Genomic DNA, 24318 nt, shown 5'->3' on the forward strand with positions numbered 1-24318 from the left:
CTTATTTTTTCACTTTAGCATAGTGACATTTTACCATAAGAAAAGGGGAATTCACAAGAAATATTTTTATGAACAGTTTCTAAACTTTTTTTTATATTTACAATTTTAATTTTGCAAAAGCATCGGCAAATGCAGAATTAATTGGTTCTTCTGCCTCTTTTTTCTGTTTGTTCAGATAACGCTGGACATCTTTTTTACTGACTCCCGCGCCTTCTTTCTGCCGTCTTGCTGTAAAAGAAGACAGTTTTTCTTTATAACCACAACTGCAGATAAAGGTATCTTCTTTGCCTTTTACATATAATTCCATCTTTTTATGACATTTTGGACATCTTGCATTCGACGTACGGGAAATTGTTTCTCTATGTCCACATTCTCTGTCCTGACATACCAAAAGTTTACTGTTTTTTCCATTGACTGCAAGCATACGCTTTCCACATACCGGACATTTTGTGTTTGTAAGATTATCATGGCGGAAGGTTCCATCTCCCGTTTTAATCTCTTTGGTCAATTCCTGTGCATAAATGCGGATTTCTGAAAGAAAGATTTTATCCTTTAATTTTCCCTCTGCAATCTTAGAAAGTTTATTCTCCCAGTCAGCCGTCAGTTCCGGTTTTTTCAAATCTTCCGGAACCAATTTTAAAAGCTGTCGTCCCTTTGAGGTGATAAAAATTTCTTTTCCACGCTTTTCCATCAAAAAGGAATGAAACAGTTTATCAATAATATCTGCTCTGGTTGCTACCGTTCCAAGTCCTCCGGTTTCTCCTAAAGTTTTAACTGTCTTTGCATCCCGGCTTTCCATGTAGCGCACCGGATTTTCCATCGCTGAAAGCAGTGTCGCTTCATTAAAATGTGCCGGTGGACGTGTCGTCCCTGTTATAATTTCAATTCGAATATTATTCGAAAACTGCATGCCTTTTTCCAGATTCGGAAGTTTCTGTTCTCTTAAAGCAGACTCTCCTTTTTGTTCCTCATCCTCTTCATCTGACCAGCTTCCCTCATAAGCCTCTTTCCAGCCTTCTTTTAAGACAATCTTTCCTTTCGCAAGAAATTCTTCTTCCTCACAGCCTGCTTTTACTGTTGTCTGTTCGTATTCAAACGGCGGATACAAAACTGCCAGAAATCTTCTGACAACCAGATCATAAATTTTTCGTTCTTCATTTGTCAGATGTTCTAACTGTACAAACTGTTCGGTTGGAATAATTGCATGATGGTCGCTTACTTTTTTATCATCCACAAAAGATTTATTTGCCTTGACCGGCTTCATTGAAAGACTTCCTGCCATCTTTTTATATGGACCGACTGCACATGCTTTTAAGCGTTCCTTTAATGTTCCAATGACATCGGAACTTAAATATCTGGAATCTGTTCTTGGATAGGTCAGTATCTTATGATTTTCATAGAGCCTCTGCATGATATTTAACGTCTCTTTTGCAGAAAATCCAAATTTTTTATTCGCATCTCTTTGCAGTTCAGTCAAATCATAAAGTGCCGGTGCATAAGTTTTTTTTGCTTTCTTTTCTACTTCTTTTATGAAAAGGGGAGCGCCTTGCATTTTTTGTTTGAGTGTTTCGATTCTCTCTTTTGAAAATGAGCGGGCAGAACCACTTTTTTTATCCTGCCAGGTAAACCGGATTCCCTCTGCCATGAGATTGATTCCATAATACGTCTCCGGCTTAAAGGAACGGATTTCTTCTTCTCTTTTTTCAATCATTGCAAGTGTCGGTGTCTGAACTCTTCCACAGGACAATTGGGCATTGTACTTACAGGTCAGTGCTCTGGTTGCATTGATTCCAACCAGCCAGTCTGCCTCTGCTCTTGCCCAGGCTGCTGAATATAATGTATCATACTCCCTGCCGTCTTTCAAAGAAGAAAAGCCTGCCTTGATTGCCTTGTCTGTAACAGAGGAAATCCAAAGCCGTTTGATTGGTTTTCTACATCCGGATTTTTCCAATATCCAGCGTGCTACTAATTCTCCCTCTCTGCCTGCGTCCGTTGCAATAATAATTTCATTCACATCTTTTCGATAAAGCTGTGTTTTTACTGCATGATACTGCTTTGCCGTCTGTTTAATTACTACAAGTTCCATCTTTTTCGGCATCATCGGAAGGTCTTCCAGCTTCCATTCTTTATATTTCTTGTCGTATTCCTCTGGGTCTGCAAGTGTCACAAGATGTCCTAACGCCCAGGTGACAACATAGCGGTTTCCTTCGATTGCCCCATTTAGTTTTTTACTGCAGCCTAATACTCTTGCAATATCTCTTGCAACCGATGGTTTCTCCGCCAGTACTAATGACTTCATGTTATTACATTACCTTTCCAAAAAACTCTGTGGTTTTCTTCACTTTTTTCATCACATCATCAAATGCCTGTGGTGTCAGTGACTGCATACCATCACATAATGCTTTTTCCGGATTATTGTGAACTTCAATCATAACACCATCTGCACCTGCTGCGATTGCTGCCATGGTAAGCGGCTCTACCATAAAACGGATTCCTGCTGCATGACTTGGGTCTACAATCACCGGAAGATGTGTCTTTGATTTTAACATCGGAACTGCTGAAATGTCCAGTGTGTTTCTCATGGAAGTCTCAAAGGTACGGATTCCTCTTTCACATAAAATAACCTGTTCGTTTCCACCTGCCATGATGTACTCTGCACTCATTAAAAGTTCATCTATGGTGCTTGACATGCCACGCTTTAACAAAATCGGTTTATTTATCTTTCCAAGTTCTTTTAACAGTTCAAAGTTCTGCATATTTCTTGCACCAACCTGAATCACATCTACATCATCGAATAAATCCAGATGTGCTGCACTCATAATCTCTGTCACAATTGGAAGTCCGGTTGCTTTTTTTGCTTCTAAAAGCAGTTTTAATCCTTCACTGCCCAGTCCCTGGAAAGAGTATGGGGAAGTTCTCGGTTTGAATGCACCACCTCTTAAAAGACCTGCACCGGATGCCTTTACATCTTCTGCCACTTCAACCATCTGTTCTCTGGTCTCAACGGAACACGGACCTGCAATCACCTGAAAATGATTTCCACCGAATTTCTTTCCACAGATATCAATCACACTGTCCTGTGGATGCATACTGCGGTTTGCTTTTTTGTAAGGTTCTTTGATTCTCTTTACGGTTTCTACTACGTCAAATGCCTGTAACTGCTCCGGTTCAATCTCTGTAGTGTCTCCAACCAGACCAATAATTGTGGTATCTTCGCCCTGTGATAAATGAAGTTTTAATCCTCTGTTCACCAAATTCTCTTTTAATTTTTCCACTTTCGCTTCTTCTGCATCTTTCTTTAAAACAATAATCATGACTTTTTCTCCTTTTAGTTTAAATTTAAAAAACCGATGTTCACCTGCTAAGGCAAACACCGGTTAAAATTCTGTTATCGGTATCTTTGAAATCAGAATTGATTGACGGATGCTTTACCATAGCACAAAAGACCTGCATTATAAAAATAACCCAGATAACCAAAATAAAAATCTTTTGTCCATACGTTCAATAAATTCTTCATCATGGTAAAACCTCTCTTAATTAATCTAACCAAATAATACTGACTTTTTTATCGTTTGTCAACCCATTTTGCAAAAAATATTTTAGCAATTTAAAGTTTTACACTTTAAACTGTTTCCATCTTTTCAAACTGGCTGTTATAAAGATTTGCATAGAAGCCATTCTTGGCAAGAAGGGATTCATGAGTCCCCTGTTCAATGATATCTCCGTCTTTCATAACCAGAATTAAGTCGGCATCACGAATCGTGGAAAGTCTGTGAGCAATAACAAAACTGGTTCGTCCTTTCATCAGATTATCCATTGCTTTCTGAATTCGCTCTTCTGTTCTGGTATCGACGGAAGAAGTTGCTTCATCCAGAATCATAATCTTATTGTCCGCTAAGATTGCTCTTGCAATTGTCAAAAGCTGTTTCTGACCCTGGGAAATATTACTGGTCTCTTCATTTAATTCCATCTGATAACCACCTGGCTGAGACATAATAAAATGATGGGCATGGGCTGCTTTTGCTGCCGCAATGACTTCTTCATCTGTTGCATCTAAGCGTCCATAACGGATATTTTCCATAATTGTTCCGTGGAACAGCCAGGTATCCTGCAGTACCATACCAAACATTTCACGAAGTTCCATACGGTTAAAATCTTTTACATTATGACCATCAATACAGATTTCCCCGGAATTGACATCATAAAAACGCATTAAAAGTTTAATCATCGTTGTCTTTCCGGCTCCGGTTGGTCCTACAATCGCAACTTTCTGTCCGGCTTTTACATCGGCATTAAAATCATGTACAATAATCTTTGACGGGTCATAGCCAAAGGAAATATGCTCAAAACTGACATTTCCCTCTATCTGATTGATAGACACCGGATCCTCTGCCATCTGGTCTTCTTCTTCCACATCCAAAAATTCAAACACACGTTCCGACGCTGCCGCTGAGGACTGAAGCATATTAGTAACCTGCGCAATCTGCTGGATTGGCTGGGTAAAGTTTCGGATATACTGGAAAAATGCCTGCACATCACCGACTTCAATTTTATTTTTAATAACCATAAAGCCGCCAAACAGAGCAACCATAACATAACCAAGATTTCCCACAAACTGCATAATCGGCATCATAATTCCGGAAAAGAACTGTGAACGCCATGCAGAACTGTACAATTTCTCATTGGTCTTTTCAAATTCATTGATGACGTCATCTTCTTTGTTAAATGCTTTTACTACAGTATGTCCGCTATAAATTTCTTCAACCTGTCCATTTACTTCACCAAGATATTTCTGCTGGTCCTGGAAGTATTTCTGGGAATGTTTCATGACCTTGCTGATAATAAACATCGAAACCGGTAAAATCAAAAGTGCTGCCAAAGTCATCCATACATTAATGCTTAACATCATAACCAGTACACCAATCAAGGTGGTGGCTGATGAAATAAGCTGGGTTACACTCTGGTTAATTCCGGTCTGCAGCGTATCCACATCGTTTGTAATACGGGAAAGGATTTCTCCATGTGTTCTGCTTTCAAAATATTTCATTGGAATTTTATTGATTTTCTTTGAAATATCTTTTCTGAGATTATAAGTCACATCATTGGAAATGCCTGTCATGATAAATCCCTGGATAAAGGATAAGACTGAACTGACTACATACAGACACATTACACCAACGAGAATTTTTATAATTTTATCAAAATCAATTCCGCTTCCGCCGTTAATCTTTGAAATCAGACCGGAATACAGTTCCGTTGTTGCCTTACCTAAAATCTTTGGTCCAATAATATTAAATACGGTTCCGCCGATTGCAAAAATCACCATCAAAATCAGTCGGAATTTATAACGTTCCATATATTTTAAGAGCCGAAGCATTGCACCTTTAAAGTCCTTTGCCTTTTCGCCGGACATACCTCTTCTCCGACCCATTGGACCTCTGCCTCTTCCTGCTGTATTACTCATGTTCCAATTCCTCCTTTGACAACTGTGACATTGCAATCTGCTGATAAACCTCACAGGTTTTCAAAAGTTCTTTATGAGTTCCCTCGCCAACAATTTTTCCTTCGTCTAATACCAAAATCTTATCTGCATGTAAAATGGTACTGATTCTCTGTGCAACAATTAAAGTCGTTGCATCTTTTGTCTCTTTCTTTAATGCACGGCGAAGCACCACATCAGTCTTATAATCCAGTGCAGAAAAACTGTCATCAAAAATATAGATTTCCGGATTCTTTGCAATTGCTCTTGCAATAGAAAGTCTTTGTTTCTGTCCACCGGATACATTCGTTCCACCCTGTGCAATTTCAGATTCCATTCCTTTTTCTTTTTGCCCGATAAATTCCTGTGCCTGTGCAATCTCGGCTGCACGATTGACCTCTTCTTTTGTTGCATCTTCTTTTCCATAACGGATATTGGAATCAATTGTTCCGGAAAACAGTACTCCTTTTTGCGGAACATAGCCGATTCGCTCACGTAAATCATGCAGTCCCATTTCACGGATATCCACTCCATCTACCAGAATTTTTCCGCTTGTCACATCAAAGAAACGTGGAATTAAGTTAACTAAGGTACTCTTTCCACTTCCGGTACTTCCGATAAATGCTACAGTTTCTCCTTTTTGAGCTGTAAAGTTAATATCCGAAAGCGTTTCCTCTTCCGCTCCAGGATAAGCAAATCCTACATGTTCAAAACGAACTTCACCTTTTTTGTTATTTTCCGGAATTTTTGCTGTTTCCGGAGATTCAATGCTTACTTTTGTCTCCATAATTTCGTTGATACGTTTTGCAGATACACTGGCTCTCGGAAGCATAATCGACATCATGGTAATCATTAAAAACGACATGATAATCTGCATTGCATACTGCATAAATGCCATCATGTTTCCGACCTGCATTGTTCCATTATCTACTGCATGAGAACCATTATAGATAATCAATACAGTAATTCCGTTCATAATCAGCATCATTGCCGGCATCATAAAAGTCATACAGCGATTTACAAACAGATTTGTCTTTGTCAGACGTTCATTGACTTCTTCAAAGCGTTCTTCTTCATGTTTCTCTCTTGAGAACGCACGAATAACAGAAAGACCGGTTAAAATTTCTCTTGAAACCAAATTTAATTCATCAATTCGGTACTGTAAAATTTTAAATTTCGGCATTGCAACTGCAAATAGAAATCCAACTAAGATTAAGATTGCCACGACTGCCACACCAAGAATCCAGGTCATGGAAACATCGGTCTGTAAGACTTTCAAGACACCACCCACACCAAGAATTGGGGCATAAAGTACAATTCTGAATATCATGGCAAATACTAACTGAACCTGCTGAATATCATTGGTACTTCTTGTAATCAAAGAAGCGGTTGAGAAATGATTTAACTCTTCACCGGAAAATGAAATAACTTTCCGATAAACTCCATTTCTAAGATTCCGTCCAAGAAAAGCTGCCACTCTTGAAGATAAAAACGTAACAGAAACAGCTGCAAGCATAATGACAAGTGCCATTGCAAGCATTTTAAGTCCAGAGGTCATCAGATACTGAATCTGCATCGCATCTACATCAATTCCCTGTGCTTCATACTCTGTCTGTACAAACTGTACGGCTGCCTGCGTTACAATGGATTCCGGCATTTCTTTTATTTTCTCTGTCAGAGAATCTTTCATGGCATCTAACTGTTCCTGCGGTAATTGTTCTAATACCTGCCATAAATCACTCTCTTCTGGCAGTCCCATCTGTGTCTTGATTTCTGCTGCCTTTTCTTCATCCTCTAAACTTCCTGCTGCCATCATCGGAATCGCAAGAATCGAATTTAACTCATCTCGTTCCTCTTTTGTGACATCATTTCTTTTATAGACATCATCTTTTAAGGTATAGGCATCTTCTACTTTTGCTTTTTCCTTTTCATCTAAAAACAAAAGCAGATGCTCCATACTCTCTTTTCGGATGGTATCCGGCACTCCATCCTCAATTCCTTTTTGCTGGATACCCACATTGACAATTTTGGATGTGTAATCCGGCAGGGAAAGGTCACAATATGCCTGCACAAATAAAAGAACAATAATCATTACCACGTAATACCATCGTTCTTTCATGTAATGAAACATTTTTAACATAATCTTCGTGTCACTCCTTTTTGCTTTCTTCCTGTTCCATATTTGCTATCATTTGCTTCAAAAACCGCTTCATAAGACAAATTTCTACTTCTGAAAATCCTTCTACTACCTTTGCTTCACTTTCTTTGACTACTTTCTCAATCTGCTTACTCAGCGATTTTCCTTTTTCTGTTACATAAATCCGGACAACCCTCTGGTCTTTTTCATCCGGCATTTTCTCAATTAAACCTGCTTTTTCCATTCGCTTGATAGAAACCGCAACCGTTGGCGGTTTTATCTTCATTTCATCGCAGATTTCTCTCTGACTCATTCCTTCTTTTTTCTGCAGTATAAACAACAATGGTATCTGCCTTGGATGAACATCTAATTCTTTCATTGCTGCATACGCTTTGCCATAGTATAAATGTGTCATGCGCATTATCAGTCCCTGTAAACTATCTATTTCCTCGCACTTCACGAAATCTCACCACCTTTTTTACTTAGTCGACTAATATAATTTAGCACTGTTTTTTTCATTTTACAACCCATTTTATGGTTTTTTAAGAAATTTATTTCTATTTTTTATTTTGTCGCCTAACAAAAAAAGGGCTTATAGTTTAATTCCTATAAGCCCTTTTTTTGTTTAAATCTGTTGATGATATCCGGAAAGGAAATCTGCAATCTTTCCTGTCGCATCCTTTAACTGTTCAATATTCGGCAGATATACAATCCTGAAGTGGTCTGGCTCCGCCCAGTTAAATCCTCTTCCATGTGTAAGCAGTACTTTTTTCTCCTTTAATAAATCCAGCACAAATTTCTCATCGTCTAAGATGTTAAACTTTTTCGTATCCATTTTCGGGAAGATATAAAAGGCCGCCTTTGGTTTTACTGCTGACAAGCCCGGAATATCATTAATTGCATTGTAAATAAATTCTCTCTGTTCATAGATTCTTCCACCTGGAACAAGATAGTTTTTCACGCTCTGATGTCCCCCAAGTGCGGTCTGAACGATGCACTGTGCCGGAACATTGGAACACAGACGCATATTGGAAAGCATATTTAAACCTTCAATATAGTCTTTTGCTTTTTCCTTTGCTCCGCTTAAAATCATCCAGCCACAGCGAAAACCTGCAATCATATGGGATTTTGACAACCCATTTAAAGTAATACAGAATAAATCCGGTGCTAAAGAAGCAATGGAAGTGTGTTCAATTCCATCCATCACCAGTCTGTCATAAATCTCATCTGAGAAAATCATTAGTTCATGTTCTCTTGCAAGTTCCACAATCTGTTCAAGCACTTCTTTTGGATAAACTGCACCGGTCGGATTGTTTGGGTTGATAATGACAATCGCCTTTGTCTTATCTGTGATTTTACTTCTCATATCCTCGATATCCGGATACCATTCGGACTGTTCATCACAGATATAATGTACTGCTTTTCCGCCTGCAAGGGTCACACATCCGGTCCAGAGCGGATAATCCGGAGATGGAACTAAGATTTCATCTCCATTATCAATCAGTCCCTGTGTCACTAAGTTAATCAGCTCACTGACACCATTTCCGGTATAAATATGTTCCATTGACACATTTGGAATATTTTTTGTCTGCGCATACTGCATGATTGCCTTTCTTGCAGCGAAGATTCCATGGGAATCGGAATATCCCTGTGCACTTCTAAGGGTGGAAATCATATCCGTAATGACTTCTTCCGGTGCGGAAAATCCAAACGGTGCCGGATTTCCTATGTTTAATTTTAAAACATCGATTCCATCGGCCTGCATACGGTTGGCTTCATCTAAAACCGGTCCTCTTACGTCATAACATACATGGTCTAATTTTGAAGATTTTTTAAATGTTCTCATCTTGTCTCTGCTCCTCTCATTTTCATCCGCATCCTGATTTATGGAGATTTTATCACTTTACCGTGCAAAGTGCAAGAAGCAGAACTGCCCTTTATAGTGAAAAAAGTGCTCTTAACAAAAATATTTTTTTGATTTTCCAAAGTCAATATGTTAAAATATAATAAATTAACAATTATTTATTCTGTATTATTCTTTTTTACTGATTTTTTTAAACCTAATAGGAGGCTGCCTATGAGAAAAACTTTAAACAGAGTCTTCATTATGAAGAAAAAATCTATTTTATTTATTGTACTCGGTATTTTTGTCTTTTTATCTTATCCGTTTTTCAAACTTGATTTCATCCTTTGCAAACAGCTCCTATATCTTTACCTCTTTTTCGTCTTTGGAGTACTTGGATATGACAGCCACCAAAAAAAATCAAACATCCAATATTTTTACTACGTTTTGATGCTCATTTTAATCTTATTCTCTCTGTTACTTTGGATACTTTAGAAACTAAAAAAGAATAACACAGACAAATAAGGACTCACCGGTGCTCGGTGAGTCCTCTCTTATTACTTTAACATCTTCTTTAATTCATCCATAAAGGTATTCACATCTTTAAATTCCCGATAGACAGAGGCAAAACGGACATACGTAACCGCATCCAATTCTTTTAAGCGGTTCATCACAATCTCTCCGATTTCCGTACTTGGAATTTCCCGTTCTTCTTTATTGAAAATCTCTGTCTCTATTTCGTCAATCGTGCGTTCAATCTGTTCCACCGAAATCGGCCGTTTATAACAGGCACGCATAATTCCATCCTGTATTTTGGTCCGATCATATGTTTCCCTGCTCTGGTCTTTTTTAATTACCGTAAGAGGAATCGTCTCTATCTTCTCATACGTGGTGAAGCGTTTATGACATTCATCACATTGTCTGCGTCTGCGAATCGAATTATTATCCGGAACCGGTCTTGAATCTATGACACGTGTATTTTCCTGATTACAAAAAGGGCACTTCATCATTTTCAGCCTCCTTTACTGCCTTGCTTGCCTAAAGTATAGTACACAAAAGCGTAAATCGTCAATCTTTTTCGCACTTTATGCGTTGTCAAGGGCTAAAACTTTATGAAATTTTCCATTTTACAGTATATTGTGACAGTCTTATGAGAATCATTCTAATTATAAATGTATTCGTACATGAAACTAAAAATGGAGGATTCTTGCAATGGCTCTTAATAAAGTTGAAATATGCGGCGTAAATACATCAAAACTCCCTGTCCTTACCAATGCCGAAAAAGAAATGCTGTTTGAACGGATAAAAAAGGGTGACACAGAAGCAAGAGATTTATATATCAAAGGGAATTTAAGGCTGGTCTTAAGTATAATTAAACGCTTCTCTGCAAGTAATGAAAATGCGGATGATTTATTTCAAATCGGCTGTATCGGTCTGATGAAAGCAATTGACAACTTCGATACCACATTAAATGTACGCTTTTCTACTTATGCTGTTCCTATGATTATCGGTGAAATCCGCCGCTACTTAAGGGACAACAACTCCATACGCGTCAGCCGTTCCCTGCGTGATACTGCCTATAAGGCAATCCATGCAAAAGAATATTATATGAAACAGAACTTAAGAGAACCAACAGTTCAGGAAATTGCCAGTGAAATCGGCATCAATAAAGAGGATATCGTATATGCCCTTGATGCCATTCAAAGTCCGGTCAGTCTATATGAACCGGTTTACACCGAAGGCGGTGACACCTTGTATGTCATGGACCAGATCAGTGATAAGAAAAATAAAGAAGAACACTGGATTGAGGATATCTCTCTAAAAGAAGCAATGAACCGGCTTGAGACAAGGGAACGAAATATCATAGAAATGCGCTTTTATGAGGGGAAAACCCAAATGGAAGTCGCACAGGAAATTGGAATTTCGCAGGCTCAGGTCAGCCGGCTTGAAAAACATGCCTTAAAATCCATGAAAAATTATCTTCGGTCGTGAAAAGATAAAGATCCCTCGGTGCGTAACTGCAAAATACCGAGGGTTCTTTTATCTAACTCTTTTTTAAAAACTTTTCTTCTTTTATTTCGACCAGAATAATATCTTCCCCAATTTGTTTGATACATTCGAACGGAATCACGTACTCACTGACCGGCCCGAAAAATCCACAGATTTTCCCCGGAAGCGGAACAATAATTGCTGTCACACACCCAGTCTTTTCATCAAACTCAAGGTCAAACGGCACACCGAGACTCTTGCAGGTACAGATATTAATCACTTCTTTTTGTCGAAGCTGGCATACACGCATAAAAAATTTCTCCATTCTTATTTTCTATCAGTATATGCCCCTATTTTTTATTATCGATCCATTTCAAGCTGGATTCCGGTATTTTTATGATTCCAGATAATTCGGTCAATCTCTTTTAAATCACAGGAAGGAAGGTCACCAGGAATCGTATTCTTTACAGAACTGGTTGCATTTCCATATTCTAAGGCTTTCTGACAGTCAAATCCACAGCCGAGCAAACCATATAAAACACCTGAAATATAAGCATCTCCGCTTCCGATACGGTCTACAACTTCAATATCACGGTATGGTTCTTCTTCAAAGTATTTATCTTCTTTTGCACTGTAGATGACTGAACCAAAGGTATGCACTTTCGGGCTGTGTACAATTCTCTGAGTAGATGCCACAATTGAAATCGGATACTCTTCGGTAAAACTCTTCATAATCTCTTTTACATTTCCCTCTTTTAAGAAAGTCAGGCGGGCAGTATCTTCTGAACAAAAGAAAATATCAACATAAGGCAGGATTCGTTCGATACACTCTTTTGCTTCTTCTCCGGTCCATAAATTTCCTCTGAAGTTTACATCAAACGAAATCAGTGCACCCTGTGCCTTAAATTTCTTAATCATATCAATGGCTACTTCTCTTGTATTTTCAGAAAGTGCCAGAGTAATTCCGCTTGTATGGAAACAGGCTGTATTTGCATACATGGAATCCGGAACTTCTGTTTCATTGATTTTACAAAAAGAAGCATGTCTTCTGTCATAAACGACACTTGGTTTTCTTGGATATGCACCATTTTCATAGAAATAAATTCCAAGTCTTGCATCTTCCTCTTTATCATATACCAGATAGTCATCGCTGACACCGCAGAAACGGACACGGTTCTTTGCATAAATTCCTAAAGAATTATCCGGAAGTTTGGAAATGATTCCGGTTCTAAGACCCAACAGGGCAGCTCCGGATACGACATTTAATTCCGCTCCCCCGACCTGTTTCTGAAATGTTTCTCCACGCACAATTCGTTCATTATCCGGTGGGGAAAGTCGAAGCAAAATTTCTCCGAGTGACAGCAAATCAAAATCTTTTTTCATAATATCTGCTCCTTTCTTTGTAGAAAAAAAGGATGCAGACTTCTCCACACCCTTTTTTTTCTATCTAAATGTTCACCCATGGCAAAAGGGGTCATTTATAGCATGTTAATTTCTATCTTTTATTTCTTAGCACTGCACCATCCACTAGCACAGTGTTAAAGTCTCCCTCATCCGCAAATCTGCGATTCTTATCCTCTTACTTCTTTTACGATTTCAACTGCTTCTTTTGTCATTGCTTCGATTTTATCGAATTCACCCGCTTTAATCATATCACCTTTTACCATCCAGCTTCCGCCACATGCAAAGATTTTGTCACAAGCTAAGTATTCTCTTACATTTTTCGGATTGATTCCGCCTGTCGGCATGATTTTGATTCCAACATAAGCTGCTGTCATTGCTTTGATTGTAGCAACTCCGCCAAACTGTTCTGCCGGGAAGAATTTTAATACTTTTAATCCACGTTTTACACCCTGAGCTACTTCTGAAGGCGTTACGCATCCCGGTGTTACTGTGATACCTTTTTCAATACAGTAATCTACGATTTCCGGGTCAAATCCTGGGCTTACGATGAATTTTGCGCCCGCTGCAACAGCACGGTCAACCTGCTCTGTTGTCAGAACAGTACCTGCTCCAACTAACATTTCCGGATATTTTTCTGTCATGATACGAATAGATTCTTCTGCTGCATCCGTACGGAAAGTTACTTCTGCACATGGAAGTCCACCCTGGCAAAGTGCTTTTGCCAACGGTTCTGCATCCTTTACGTCATTTAATACTACTACTGGTACTACGCCAAATTTGGAAAGCTGTTCTAAAACTGCGTTCATAATGTCCTCCTTGAATTTTAAAAATAATTTTTTTCGTTTCCGCTAGTTTCATAATGTGGAACTTTGTTTCACAATGCGATATCTTTACTTTGGATTATACTACAGATCTCCATATTGTCAAGCCCCTTTCAAAAAAAATTTTCTGGTTGTAACACATTCCGGAAAGTGTTACAATAGCGCCAAAGTCTTATGAATCGAAATTCCCCTCAATCCTCAAATCTAAGACCATCCTCAACATAATATCGTTACAGTTAGAAAGGAAAATGATATCTTATGGAATCAAAAAACCCTATTCAGGTTGCAGATCGGCTGTTTCTTGCTATGGAAACTTTGTCCAAAATCGGACCTGTTTCACTGGCTGATTTAAGCCGTGAATTAAATTTAAATAAAAGTACCACACACCGACTACTATCCTCCTTGATTTATATGGGGTATGCAAAGCAGGATTCAGAAACCCAGAAGTATGACCTGTCCTTAAAAGTACTGGCATTATCCAACTGTCTGTTAGAACGACTCGATATCCTTGAAGTTGTCCGACCTTATTTAAAATCACTCTCTCAAGAAACCGGAGAGACAGTTCATTTTGTACAGCTCGATGGCTCGGAAGCGGTTTATATCTACAAAGAAGAGTCACGTCAAAACTCTGTGCGGATGGTTTCCAAAGTCGGAAGCCGGATTCCGCTCTACTGTTCCGGTGTTGGAAAAGCAATGGCAGCCGGCATGGAAGAATCCCAGATTCATAAATTATGGGATGCCTGCACCCACAAAAAACTGACCCGGCATACCATTACAGACTATGACACCTTTTTAAAAGAGGTAAAAGAAGCCAGAAAGAATGGCTATGCTCTTGATAACGAAGAAAACGAACTTGGCGTACGCTGTATTGCCGTAGGACTTACCGACTATAAAGGTCGTTCCCGCTATGCGTTTTCTATCTCTGCACCTGTCACCCGAATGACAGATAAACGGATTCAGGAAATTATCCCACTTGTTCTTCAAGTCAAAAAAGAAATCGAACAGGGTGCATAATAGAAAGAAAAAGTAGGAAAGAAAAAATCCCCTCTACAAGATTTATTCCTGTAGAAGGGATTTCTTAAATTCTAATTACTCATATCGTACCATTTCTTTTTTTAAGCGTTTCATAATCCGTTTTTCCAGTCTTGAAATATAAGACTGTGAAATTCCAAGCAAATCCGCTACCTCTTTTTGAGTTTTTTCTCTTCCATCCGGCATATTAATGCCAAAACGAAGTCGGATAATCGTCTGTTCCCGTTTACTTAATTTACTGATTGCCTTTCCAAGCAGATTCCGCTCCACTTCACTTTCGATTCCACGATAAATTACATCTTCATCTGTCCCCAAAATATCCGACAAAAGTAATTCATTTCCATCCCAGTCTACATTAAGCGGTTCATCGATGGAAACCTCCAGTTTCGTTTTACTGTTTCTTCTCAGATACATCAAAATTTCATTTTCGATGCATCTTGAAGCATAAGTTGCCAGCTTGATTTTTTTCTCAGATTTAAAGGTATTGATTGCCTTAATCAGTCCAATCGTTCCAATTGAAATTAAATCTTCCGCTCCAACTCCGGTATTATCAAATTTCTTTGCAATGTATACCACCAGACGCAGATTATGTTCAATCAGACTTGCTTTTGCCTCTTCAAACTCATCAGTCTGCAGTTTTTCTATCATTAAGGTCTCTGTCTGTATATCAAGAGGAGCCGGCAGTACATCTGCACCACCAATATAGTGAATCTCTTCTCCTCTTCGCAAAATCATTCCTGTAAAAACAGGGAATTGAACTCTTCTTACAACTGCTGTTTCCATCACAAGCGCCTCCTAACTGTCAAAAACTTCTGGATTTATAATCATCTGAAAGGTTTTATCTACTGACATATCCTGTTTTACAAGTGCCAAAACCGGTTTTTTTACGGATACCCGCCGTTCTCTTCGTTCTACAGACATCTCATCTACAGTTACGACAAGCAGGCTTCCTCTCTTTGTTCCCACACTTAAAAAACAGATAAAGTGTGGTTCAAAACAGATGAGGCTTTCTGTCAGACTATCCGATGCGTTTTGGGTCCGCATTATAAGAGCATCAAACGCTTTTTTCTGCGGTTCACTTAAAAGACCGGTAAATGCCTGATATTCAATCACGCAGACCGGCTTCTTTAACAAAGAATCCCAAAGCTGGTTTCCTGTGTCATACAGACCTTTCACTTTTATTTGTCTTTTTCCTGCCCGAATTTGAATCTGGCAAAGAGTACTCCTTTTTCCATTTAAGTATTTTAAGAGTCTGATACTGATGACAAGCATCCAGTAAGTGACTGACGATAACGCCAAAAATGTGATGATTCCTCTTGCTGCAATCTTGGGAAATGCCAGAAAAATTCCTCCTGCCAAAGCAGAACATCCATAAAAGCCAAGCAGTTCCATCCAAAATACATTCTTATTTTTTGTTCCACATCCAGCCATAACCATAAGCGGTGCTAAAATCCCATAGGAAATCAGACCCCTTATTTTCCATGAAGAAAACGGTAAAAAAAGAATCACACTGCTTCCTACTGCTCCCAGTACAGCTCCTGCAAGTGAACGAAGCGGGTTGGCAGCCCCCAAAATCATCCGGTTCACCAACTGCAGGATAAAAAAATCCATTACCAGATTGACTACGAAAAACACATCTATGTAAAATTCGTAGTACACAAAACACCCCCCTAGACCTTTTTGACTCAATTACTTATCTGGAACTAAGTAATGTTCATTATAAGGTCTAGGGGGGTGTGAATTCTGTCAAAATCACAAGGCTCTTCCCAAAAATTTTTTGCTAAAATCCGATAGTTTTCGACATCGAAAGGCAACTTTATGTCACCTTCTTTATGTAAACTATTTGATGCAAAACTTTATTTTTTTCTTTTATTTTCCGGTTTACATAATTTCTATCACAATTTGATTTATTTTCGACATTTTTGTCGAATTTTATCAAAAAGATTATCTTTCCCTCTTATCTTGTCGAATTTTCTTTTCTACTTGACACTCTATTTTTTTCCTTTTAAACTTTAATGTAACAAAATGAAAGTGAGGTTTTATAATTATGATACCAATTACAGGACATACAAAACTCACCTGTCTTCTTGGAAGTCCGGTGGCACACAGCATCTCTCCTATGATGCATAATACCAGTTTTTCCGCACTCGGTCTTGATTATGTCTATCTTTGCTTTGATATCAATGAACAGACGCTTGGAGATGCCGTCAAAGCCTTAAAAACAATGGATGTAAAGGGCTTCAATCTAACCATGCCAAACAAAACAAAAATTTTAGAATATCTGGACGAACTTTCCCCTGCTGCAAAGTGTATTGGTGCAGTTAACACCGTAGAAAACAAAGATGGAAAGTTAATCGGACACAACACCGACGGCATTGGGTTTATGCGCTCAGTCAAAGAACACTGCATTGATGTAACAGGAAAGACAATCACCCTTATGGGAATTGGCGGTGCCGCTACTGCAATCTGCGCTCAGGCTGCACTTGATAATGTGGGAGAAATCCATATCTTCGCCCGCTCAACCAGCCGTTATCTTCCACGTATCCGTGAAGTGATTCAAAAACTTTCTGCACTTAGTTCCTGCAAAATTTCTATTTTTGATAATGACGATAAAACTGCCTTAAAAGACAGCCTGGAACAAAGCGCGCTTTTTGTAAATGCTACTTCTGTCGGAATGGCTCCAAATACAGATGCCTGCATCTTAGAAGACAGTTCTCTTTTAAAAAAAGACCTTGCTGTCGCTGATATTATCTATAATCCATGGGAAACCAAACTGCTTAAAATGGCAAAAGAAAAAGGCTGTACCTCTTTCAATGGTTATTCCATGCTTTTGTATCAAGGTGCAGAAGCATTTAAAATCTGGACCGGTCAGGAAATGCCAGTGGAATTAGTTAGAGAAACACTTGGAAAATAATAATAGTCTCTCCAAAAATGATGTTCTCTTGAAAAATTTTTAATTTTGAATATCGGTGGCTTTTATTTTTCTTCAAAATAAAAGTCACCGCTTTTTCCACCTTTTTTCTCTACCAGATGAATGTCCGTCATCACCATTCGTTTATCAATTGCTTTACACATATCGTAAATCGTAAGCAGAGCCACATTAACTCCGGTCAGTGCTTCCATTTCAACACCCGTTTTCCCTTCTACTTTTACCATACATAAGGCTTTAATCGTAAGATTTTCTTCTTCAATTTCAAAATCTACACTGCATTTACTGATTGGAAGTACATGGCACATCGGAATCAACGAAGAAGTCTGTTTCACTGCCATAATTCCGGCTACACGCGCTACACCCAGCACATCCCCTTTTTTTACTGTATGATGAAGAATCGCATCCATCACTTCACGATTGACCTGAATTTTTCCCTCTGCTAATGCAGTCCGGCTTGTCGGATTCTTTTCTGAAACATCCACCATCACTGCATTTCCCTGTTCATCAAAATGAGTAAACTTTGTTTCCATCTTTTTTCTCCTTAAACTTTTGACTAAAAAAGGCGATCCAGAACTAATCTGAACCGCCTTTATCTTTTGTAGTGTATATCGTATTACTTTCTATTTTTTAAGAAATCCGGAATCTGAATATCCTTCTTCGGTACGGTACTTGTGAAGTTACCTGTATTGCTTCCGAAAGTTGGCTGCTGGAAAGTCGGCATCTTAAAAGCTGGCTGCTGAGTTTCTACGTGTGCAGTCTGCTGTACCGGCTGCTGTACCGCTTCTTCTGTTTTTGCAGTTTTTTTATCACGGGATACGCTTGGTTTTCTTGCTGTTTCATCATCAAGACCTGTAGCGATTACTGTGATTCTTACATAATCTGCTTCTTTATCATCATACAGAGCACCAAAGATAATGTTTGTATCTTCGCCTGTAAGGTTCTGTACATAGCTTGCTGCATCATTTGCATCCATAAGGGAGATATCTCCGGATACGTTGATAATAACATGAGATGCACCCTGGATGGTTGTTTCGAGAAGTGGGCTGGATACTGCCTGCTGAACAGCTTCCATTGCTTTATCATCACCTTTTCCTTCACCGATACCGATATGTGCAATTCCTTTATCAATCATAACAGTCTGAACGTCTGCAAAGTCAAGGTTAATCAGAGCCGGAAGATTGATTAAATCTGTGATTCCCTGAACTGCCTGCTGAAGCACTTCATCCGCTTTCTTTAATGCTTCCGGCATAGTAGTACGACGGTCAACGATTTCAAGCAGACGGTCATTCGGGATTACAATTAATGTATCCACATTGTCTTTTAATTTTTCAATACCTGTCAATGCATTTGTCATACGTGTCTTTGCTTCAAAACGGAAAGGCTTTGTGACAACACCAACTGTCAAAATTCCCATTTCTTTTGCTGCACCTGCAACGATTGGAGCAGCACCTGTTCCGGTTCCGCCACCCATACCACAGGTAACAAATACCATATCAGCACCCTGAAGAACCTGCTTAATTTCCTCGATGCTTTCTTCTGCCGCTTTTTCACCGATTTCCGGTTTTGCTCCTGCACCAAGACCTTTTGTCAGTTTTTCACCAATCTGAACAACGGTCGGTGCTTTACATAATGTCAGCGCCTGTTTATCGGTATTCACTCCAACAAATTCTACACCGCTAATTGTTTCTTCCACCATTCTGTTTACTGCATTATTACCAGCTCCACCTACACCAATGACTACGATTTTTGCAGATGATTCAGCCTCGTTTGTCATAATCTCTAACAAAGTACTTCCTCCTTTAGCTTACCTGTATGGTTTTTAAATACACTTTCATGTATTGCATTCCGTATTTCTTCTGATTTTACGCTTATGCCAAATCCTATTCTCCTCCAAGGTTCGTGCATATAGATATATAATATCTTCTTTTCAAAAATTAATCAACCGCTATTTTCATTTTTTCATAAAAAATTTAAATTTTTACTTTATTCTTATAGTTTCTTTTTTCTTCGACACCGATTTTTTTATTTTTCCATTCTTTTATTTTTTACTTTACTGCCTCTACTCATTTTGATTTTCTTCTGTGCTCTTTTGTGTCTCTGACTTCTTAAATACAATGGTCTCTGTCGTGGAGTCCACATTCTGTAAGTCCAAAACGCCCTGCATTCCTTCAAGCTGTGGCAAAATTCCCAGCATTTTGCTTATTTTATCTGAAATATTTTTTTCCGTGCCAAGTTTTACTTCGATTTCCGAAAAATACATGGTAAGTGCTCCATTTTCAATGACGATTCGGTCCGGATGCTGTTCACTACTCTCCATCATCTTTGTCGCACTTAAAAGCATGCCCAGAATTTCATCTGTTAGTCCGGACAATTTCTGTCCTACCTGAACCTTTTTCTGGCCTAATCCTTCAATAAATGGAATATTTTTCAATTCTTTTGTAGTACTTACCTGAACAATTCCTTCTTTGTCAAAATACAGATATCCATCCAAAAATTTCGTATAACCAATTAATTCTTTTTCCCTTACATGAATGGTTAATTTATGACTGCTTGTCCGCTCAATCCATACTTTCTGAATAAACTGGTCATCTTTTGTTTTTTCGCTCGGATTTAAAAAACGAACCAGTATGGTATTTGAAGCAAGTGATCCTTGAAGCACCATCTTTTTTATTTCTTTATCTGTATGAGCTGTATTTCCTTCTACTTTTACACTTGTAACCCGAAAACCGCCGAAAAAAACAGCAATTCCAAGCAACAGCACTGCCACAATACCGCCCAAAATCTTCGTGCGTTTCTTTTTATCCATATAAAATAATCCCCTTTATTTTCTTTCCATCACTGCTCCAAGCTGACTCAAATCACGGCAGATATCCTCATATCCACGCTCGATATATTCGATATTCTTTACCGTAGTCACTCCTTTTGCCGCCAGTCCTGCCAGAACCAGTGCCGCACCTCCCCGAAGTTCCTGCGCTTCTACCTCTGCCCCATGCAGTTTTCCTCCATAAATTTCTGCCTTTGCTCCATCAATCCGGATATTTGCTCCCATTTTTTTAAGTTCCCCTGCTACACGAAAACGATTCTCAAAAATGGTTTCTATCAGACAGCTTTTTCCTTTAATACCTGAAAGCACTGCCAGAACCGGTGACTGTAAATCTGTTGGAAATCCCGGATAAACTTCCGTTTTTTGACATAAAACCGGAACGTTTACTTCCTGACTGCACAAAGACAGTTTACCACCAATCCATTCGTATTGTCCACCCATTTTCTGATAGAGCGATAAGATTGCTTTCATCTCATCTTTTGGTGCTCCGACCAGACAAATATTGCTTCTTGTAATTGCAGAAGCACAAAGATACGTTCCTGCTACAATTCTATCCGGCGGAACTTCGTATTCAACTGCATGTAAAGACTTTATGCCTTCGATTTCAATCATTCGGTTTTTCGTTTCTTTTATTTTTGCTCCACCTTTTCTTAAAAACCGGCACAGCCACTGCACTTCCGGTTCGCAGGCACAATTTTCCAGTATCGTTGTACCTTTGGCAAGTACGGATGCCAGGATTACATTTTGCGTTGCACCCACGCTGATTTTTGGAAATACAATTCTGGCGCCTTTGAGTCCTTCTGTTTTTCCCTTAAGTCCCCTGTCTTCTTCTGTAAATTCTGCTCCCATTTTTTCAAGGGCAGACAGATGAAGATCGATTGGACGTTTTCCTATCACACAGCCCCCCGGCCAGGGAATACAGACCTCCTTTTTTCTTCCTAAAAGACTTCCCATTAACACAATAGAAGAACGCATCTTCTCTGCTTCTTTTTTGGGAATTGTAGTCCGCTCTATCTTTGTACAATCCAGATACATGGTATGATTTTTATAAAAAGCCTTCCCACCAAGCCCCTTTATAATTTCTTTCATCAGATGAACATCTGTAATATCCGGACAATGATGAAGAATCACTTCCCCTTTACATAAAACAGCGGCCGCCATCATTGGCAATGCCGCATTTTTAGAACCCTGTATTCTTACTTCTCCATTCAGACGATGAAATCCCTCAATACGGATTTGATTCAAATCTGCCTCTTCCTTCCGTTGCTCTCTATATCCTATAGTATGCACCGTTTCTTAAAGTGCTACCTGCTCTCCCGCTTTCCTCTCCGGCTGACTGCAAGCGCCATTCCCATCTCTCCCAGTAAAAATACAACAGAAGTCCCTCCATAACTGACAAAGGGCAGGGTAATTCCGGTATTTGGAATTGTATTTGTCACAACCGCAATATTTAAAATAACCTGAATTGCGATATGCCCCATAATTCCTCCCGAAATCAATGCTCCTTCTAAATCCCCTGCATGTGTTGCAATTACCATCAATCTCCAGATTAGAAGTGCAAACAGCAGTATCAGCAGTACTGAACCACACAGACCGGTTTCTTCGCAGATAATCGAAAAAATCATATCGTTTTGCGCTTCTGGAACAAATCCAAGTTTCTGAACACTGCTCCCAAGTCCACTTCCAAAAATCCCTCCACTTCCGATTGCATAGAGTCCCTGAATGGTTTGAAATCCTTTTTCATAAGCTTCCGGATTTCTCCAGATTTTAAGACGCTCCAGACGATAACTTGCCGTCCCGAGAAAAATAGCGATAAATACCGTTCCCGCCACCCCAATTCCAATAAATGGAAGATAGCACGGATGCGAAATAAAAACTAAAATAACACCAATTCCAAGAATGATAATTGCTGTGCTCAAATTATTCGTCCCAACCAATCCTACAATCGGCAAAAGTGGCAGCATAATTCCTGCCATCCAAAAGATGCCATCCTTTTTTTTCTGTGAATTTGTAATAAGAAATGTAAGAAATAAAATCACTGCTGCTTTTGCAAATTCGGACGGCTGAAATGAAAACGGTCCAATTGACAGCCATCGTTTTGAACCATTATACTCCCGCCCAAACAAAAGCACTGCCAAAGACAGCCCCATTGATATCAGATAAAAAAGAGGGGCAAGCTTTACTGGAATATGATAATCGATACAGGAAACCAGGTACATTGCCATAAGCCCTAAAGACGTGGCAAAAAGTTGTTTCTTAAAATAATAGGCAGGGTCATGAAACTTCACCCTGCCATTATATGCACTTGTGCTATACAAGAAAATCAAGCCCCACACGACGAGCAGAAGTACCAGAAACAAAAGTATGCTGTCCATACTCTTTTTTGGTTCTCTTACGGCTTCCATAAGCATTTCCTTTTTTGTTTTTCTCATATTGCACTATATGATTTTATTTTATTATTTATGAATTGTCTCTACGACAACGTCAATTAAAGCATTGCACGAACATACTCTTTGAATTTATCTCCACGCTGCTCATAGTTATCAAACTGTCCCCAGCTTGCACATGCCGGTGAAAGCAGTACTGCATCTCCGGCTTCTGCTTTTTCGGCACAGATTTTTACTGCTTCTTCAAGGTTTTCAGCCAGAATCGTATTGAAAAATCCACATTCATGCGCTGTTTTTTCAATTTTTTCTCTGGTCTGACCGATTAATACTAACTGTTTTACTTTTCCATCAAATGCCTGAATCCATTCTTCATAAGAGGACTGTTTATCATATCCGCCTCCAATTAAGAGCGTTGGACGGTTCATTGCCTGAATTCCTTTGATTGCAGCATCTGGATTGGTTCCCTTAGAGTCATTGTAATAAGCAACTCCATTAATTTCTTCTACAAATTCGATTCTGTGTGGAACAGCAGTAAAACGCATAATCACTTTGCGAATAGTTTCCTTTGGAACACCTGCGCAGTATGCCATAGCGGAAGCTGCCATTACATTTTCATGATTATGGCGACCAAGCAATTTTAATTCATCGGTTCTTGCAAATACAAATTCTTCTGTTTTTGATTTCCATACAATATTTTCTCCATCGAGGAAGATTCCCTCTTCAAGTTTCTGAACGCTGGAGAAAAAGACTACGGTTGCCGGACATTTTGGGGCAAATTTACGAAGTTCCTCATCTTCATAATTTAAAATACAAAAATCGTCTTTTGTCTGATTAGAAGCAATCAGCTCTTTAACACGAATGTATTCTTCCATCGTATGATGACGATTTAAGTGATCCTCTGTAATGTTTAAAATTGCAGAAACCTTTGGATGAAAACTATGTATGGTCTCTAACTGAAAACTGCTGATTTCTGCTACCGTATAGCTTTCTTCTTTCATGGAAGAAGCTGCTCCCGTATAAGCGTTTCCAATATTTCCAACAACAAATACCGAATCTGCATAAGCCTTTATGATTTCTCCAAGCAGTGCGGTTGTTGTTGTCTTTCCGTTTGTTCCGGTAATTGCAAGGACTGTTCCATCCCCCATGCAGTATGCAAGTTCTACTTCTCCCCAAATTGGAAGTCCTGCTGCTTTTAAGCGTTCTACCGGTTCAATATCAAGCGGAACTCCGGGACTCATCACGACCAGATCGAGACTGTCAATCAGTTCCTGTTTTAATTCTCCAAGTACAATTTCACATTTGCTTTCTTTCGGAAGTTTTGCTCTGACTTCTTCTTGCTTTAATGATTCATTTCCATCATATAAGACAACATCTGCCTGTACCGTTTCTAACAGTTTTACAGCCCCGATTCCACTGATTCCGGAACCGAAGACTAATACTTTTTTCCCCTGTAATTCTGTCTTTTTCATA

The 24318-nt window shown here is 39.0% G+C and carries 21 protein-coding genes; 3 read left to right on the top strand and 18 right to left on the bottom strand.

The window, feature by feature from the left end:
• Positions 1-97 precede the first annotated feature (97 nt).
• From ACYQ2D_RS05485 to nrdR, 7 genes are all read right to left on the bottom strand, one after another.
• The gene (locus ACYQ2D_RS05485) at positions 98-2299 is read right to left on the bottom strand and encodes a DNA topoisomerase III (protein ID WP_022302692.1); all 2202 of its coding nucleotides are present in this window, start codon (positions 2297-2299) and stop codon (positions 98-100) included.
• Between the two features lie 4 nt (positions 2300-2303).
• On the bottom strand, positions 2304-3314 hold the full coding sequence (gene aroF / locus ACYQ2D_RS05490) for a 3-deoxy-7-phosphoheptulonate synthase (RefSeq protein ID WP_022302693.1): 1011 nt from the start codon (positions 3312-3314) through the stop codon (positions 2304-2306).
• A gap of 308 nt (positions 3315-3622) precedes the next feature.
• Positions 3623-5464: an ABC transporter ATP-binding protein gene (locus ACYQ2D_RS05495; RefSeq protein ID WP_459784838.1), complete on the bottom strand. Its 1842-nt coding sequence runs from the start codon at positions 5462-5464 to the stop codon at positions 3623-3625.
• Positions 5457-7619 carry an ABC transporter ATP-binding protein gene (locus ACYQ2D_RS05500; protein ID WP_459784840.1) on the bottom strand — a complete coding sequence of 721 codons (2163 nt, stop codon included), beginning with the start codon at positions 7617-7619 and terminating at the stop codon, positions 5457-5459. Before ACYQ2D_RS05500 ends, ACYQ2D_RS05495 begins: the two co-directional genes overlap by 8 nt.
• Positions 7620-7629: 10 nt before the next feature.
• Positions 7630-8076 carry a MarR family winged helix-turn-helix transcriptional regulator gene (locus ACYQ2D_RS05505; RefSeq protein ID WP_022302697.1) on the bottom strand — a complete coding sequence of 149 codons (447 nt, stop codon included), beginning with the start codon at positions 8074-8076 and terminating at the stop codon, positions 7630-7632.
• Between the two features lie 165 nt (positions 8077-8241).
• Positions 8242-9462 carry an aminotransferase class I/II-fold pyridoxal phosphate-dependent enzyme gene (locus ACYQ2D_RS05510; protein ID WP_022302698.1) on the bottom strand — a complete coding sequence of 407 codons (1221 nt, stop codon included), beginning with the start codon at positions 9460-9462 and terminating at the stop codon, positions 8242-8244.
• A gap of 554 nt (positions 9463-10016) precedes the next feature.
• The gene (gene nrdR / locus ACYQ2D_RS05515; protein ID WP_117455546.1) at positions 10017-10466 is read right to left on the bottom strand and encodes a transcriptional regulator NrdR; all 450 of its coding nucleotides are present in this window, start codon (positions 10464-10466) and stop codon (positions 10017-10019) included.
• 205 nt (positions 10467-10671) lie between these two features.
• Here nrdR and sigG point away from each other — a divergent pair, with 205 nt between their 5' ends.
• On the top strand, positions 10672-11451 hold the full coding sequence (gene sigG, locus ACYQ2D_RS05520) for an RNA polymerase sporulation sigma factor SigG (RefSeq protein WP_117455391.1): 780 nt from the start codon (positions 10672-10674) through the stop codon (positions 11449-11451).
• A 52-nt stretch (positions 11452-11503) separates the two neighbouring features.
• On the opposite strand, the gene ACYQ2D_RS05525 is transcribed toward sigG, so the two are convergent.
• The 3 genes from ACYQ2D_RS05525 to eda form a co-directional block, all read right to left on the bottom strand.
• Entirely contained in the window at positions 11504-11758 is a 255-nt protein-coding gene (locus tag ACYQ2D_RS05525; protein WP_117455389.1) for a YlmC/YmxH family sporulation protein, read from the bottom strand.
• A gap of 50 nt (positions 11759-11808) precedes the next feature.
• Positions 11809-12831 (bottom strand): sugar kinase, encoded by a 1023-nt coding sequence (locus ACYQ2D_RS05530; protein ID WP_459784841.1) that lies wholly within the window; start codon positions 12829-12831, stop codon positions 11809-11811.
• Between the two features lie 188 nt (positions 12832-13019).
• Positions 13020-13658 (bottom strand): bifunctional 4-hydroxy-2-oxoglutarate aldolase/2-dehydro-3-deoxy-phosphogluconate aldolase, encoded by a 639-nt coding sequence (eda, locus tag ACYQ2D_RS05535; protein ID WP_022303813.1) that lies wholly within the window; start codon positions 13656-13658, stop codon positions 13020-13022.
• A 273-nt stretch (positions 13659-13931) separates the two neighbouring features.
• On the opposite strand from eda, the gene ACYQ2D_RS05540 reads away from it, so the two are divergent.
• Positions 13932-14687: an IclR family transcriptional regulator gene (locus ACYQ2D_RS05540; protein ID WP_022303812.1), complete on the top strand. Its 756-nt coding sequence runs from the start codon at positions 13932-13934 to the stop codon at positions 14685-14687.
• Between the two features lie 75 nt (positions 14688-14762).
• Here the strand turns inward: ACYQ2D_RS05540 and sigE are convergent, their stop codons facing one another.
• Both sigE and ACYQ2D_RS05550 read right to left on the bottom strand, forming a co-directional pair.
• Positions 14763-15440 carry an RNA polymerase sporulation sigma factor SigE gene (sigE, locus tag ACYQ2D_RS05545; RefSeq protein WP_334297829.1) on the bottom strand — a complete coding sequence of 226 codons (678 nt, stop codon included), beginning with the start codon at positions 15438-15440 and terminating at the stop codon, positions 14763-14765.
• Positions 15441-15500: 60 nt separating this feature from the next.
• Positions 15501-16364: a sigma-E processing peptidase SpoIIGA gene (locus tag ACYQ2D_RS05550; protein ID WP_459784842.1), complete on the bottom strand. Its 864-nt coding sequence runs from the start codon at positions 16362-16364 to the stop codon at positions 15501-15503.
• A gap of 388 nt (positions 16365-16752) precedes the next feature.
• Here ACYQ2D_RS05550 and ACYQ2D_RS05555 point away from each other — a divergent pair, with 388 nt between their 5' ends.
• Positions 16753-17619 (top strand): shikimate dehydrogenase, encoded by an 867-nt coding sequence (locus tag ACYQ2D_RS05555; protein WP_459784843.1) that lies wholly within the window; start codon positions 16753-16755, stop codon positions 17617-17619.
• 62 nt (positions 17620-17681) lie between these two features.
• On the opposite strand, the gene moaC is transcribed toward ACYQ2D_RS05555, so the two are convergent.
• From moaC to murD, 6 genes are all read right to left on the bottom strand, one after another.
• A complete protein-coding gene (gene moaC / locus ACYQ2D_RS05560; RefSeq protein ID WP_117455379.1) occupies positions 17682-18167 on the bottom strand; it encodes a cyclic pyranopterin monophosphate synthase MoaC in 486 nt (161 codons plus the stop codon).
• Between the two features lie 83 nt (positions 18168-18250).
• Positions 18251-19411, bottom strand: a complete 1161-nt coding sequence (ftsZ, locus tag ACYQ2D_RS05565; protein WP_459785308.1) for a cell division protein FtsZ — start codon at positions 19409-19411, stop codon at positions 18251-18253.
• 285 nt (positions 19412-19696) lie between these two features.
• Entirely contained in the window at positions 19697-20443 is a 747-nt protein-coding gene (locus tag ACYQ2D_RS05570; protein ID WP_022303807.1) for a cell division protein FtsQ/DivIB, read from the bottom strand.
• Between the two features lie 15 nt (positions 20444-20458).
• The gene (murA, locus tag ACYQ2D_RS05575; RefSeq protein WP_022303806.1) at positions 20459-21706 is read right to left on the bottom strand and encodes a UDP-N-acetylglucosamine 1-carboxyvinyltransferase; all 1248 of its coding nucleotides are present in this window, start codon (positions 21704-21706) and stop codon (positions 20459-20461) included.
• A gap of 59 nt (positions 21707-21765) precedes the next feature.
• Positions 21766-22866 (bottom strand): FtsW/RodA/SpoVE family cell cycle protein, encoded by a 1101-nt coding sequence (locus tag ACYQ2D_RS05580; RefSeq protein ID WP_459784845.1) that lies wholly within the window; start codon positions 22864-22866, stop codon positions 21766-21768.
• A gap of 83 nt (positions 22867-22949) precedes the next feature.
• Positions 22950-24317 carry a UDP-N-acetylmuramoyl-L-alanine--D-glutamate ligase gene (murD, locus tag ACYQ2D_RS05585; protein WP_459784846.1) on the bottom strand — a complete coding sequence of 456 codons (1368 nt, stop codon included), beginning with the start codon at positions 24315-24317 and terminating at the stop codon, positions 22950-22952.
• Position 24318 lies beyond the last annotated feature (1 nt).

The sequence above is a fragment of the Blautia stercoris genome (assembly GCF_054657695.1).